This window comes from Dietzia sp. IBK-p2-16D, assembly GCF_057773085.1.
The window spans coordinates 1-508 of record NZ_JBYMTL010000025.1 but is presented as its reverse complement, the minus strand read 5'-3'; the positions used below and the strand labels follow the sequence as shown (position 1 = coordinate 508).

Below are 508 nucleotides of genomic sequence, written 5' to 3'. Positions count from 1 at the left end.
AAAAGAAAGTTGAATTTTGGCGTTTACTAGCTGCAGAAACTAGGCTCTCCATGGCGTCCATGTACACAGGCACAGCAGGGAATCTTTCGAATATTTCTCTCAGTTCATTTTTGTTTACGTTGACACACGGCATGCATCCAACTCGAGAACAACCCATTTTGTAGAGTGGGTTTGGTTCAATTCCGTGCTGTTTGGCCTTGGTGAACACATCTTCATGTTTCCAATTCAATATAGGTCGGTAAACATGCAGCCCAGGCGTGTTGTCTACGTCAACTTCAAAATCGCTTAACGCTGCCCGTTCAGGCGACTCCTGCGCCCTAACGCCTTGCCAACAAATTACATCATCGTATTGATAAAGAAGTGGCTCAACCATCTGCACCTTCACTGGCTCATGCTTAAGTTCCGTGCTGCAAAATCTAGCTCTTGAACTTGGAAACCGTCCTTTCCAAAGGCACAGATCGATAAATGGGTTGCCAGTGGGGACTAATGCAGCTATAGCTCTCTCAAC

1 protein-coding gene is annotated in these 508 nt (G+C 45.9%); it reads right to left on the bottom strand.

Annotation, left to right across the window (positions count from 1 at the left end; all coding sequences use genetic code 11):
• On the bottom strand, positions 1-385 hold a 385-nt coding region (locus AC3DE3_RS17155; protein WP_488370828.1), incomplete at its 3' end, for a phosphoadenosine phosphosulfate reductase domain-containing protein.
• Positions 386-508: the final 123 nt, after the last annotated feature.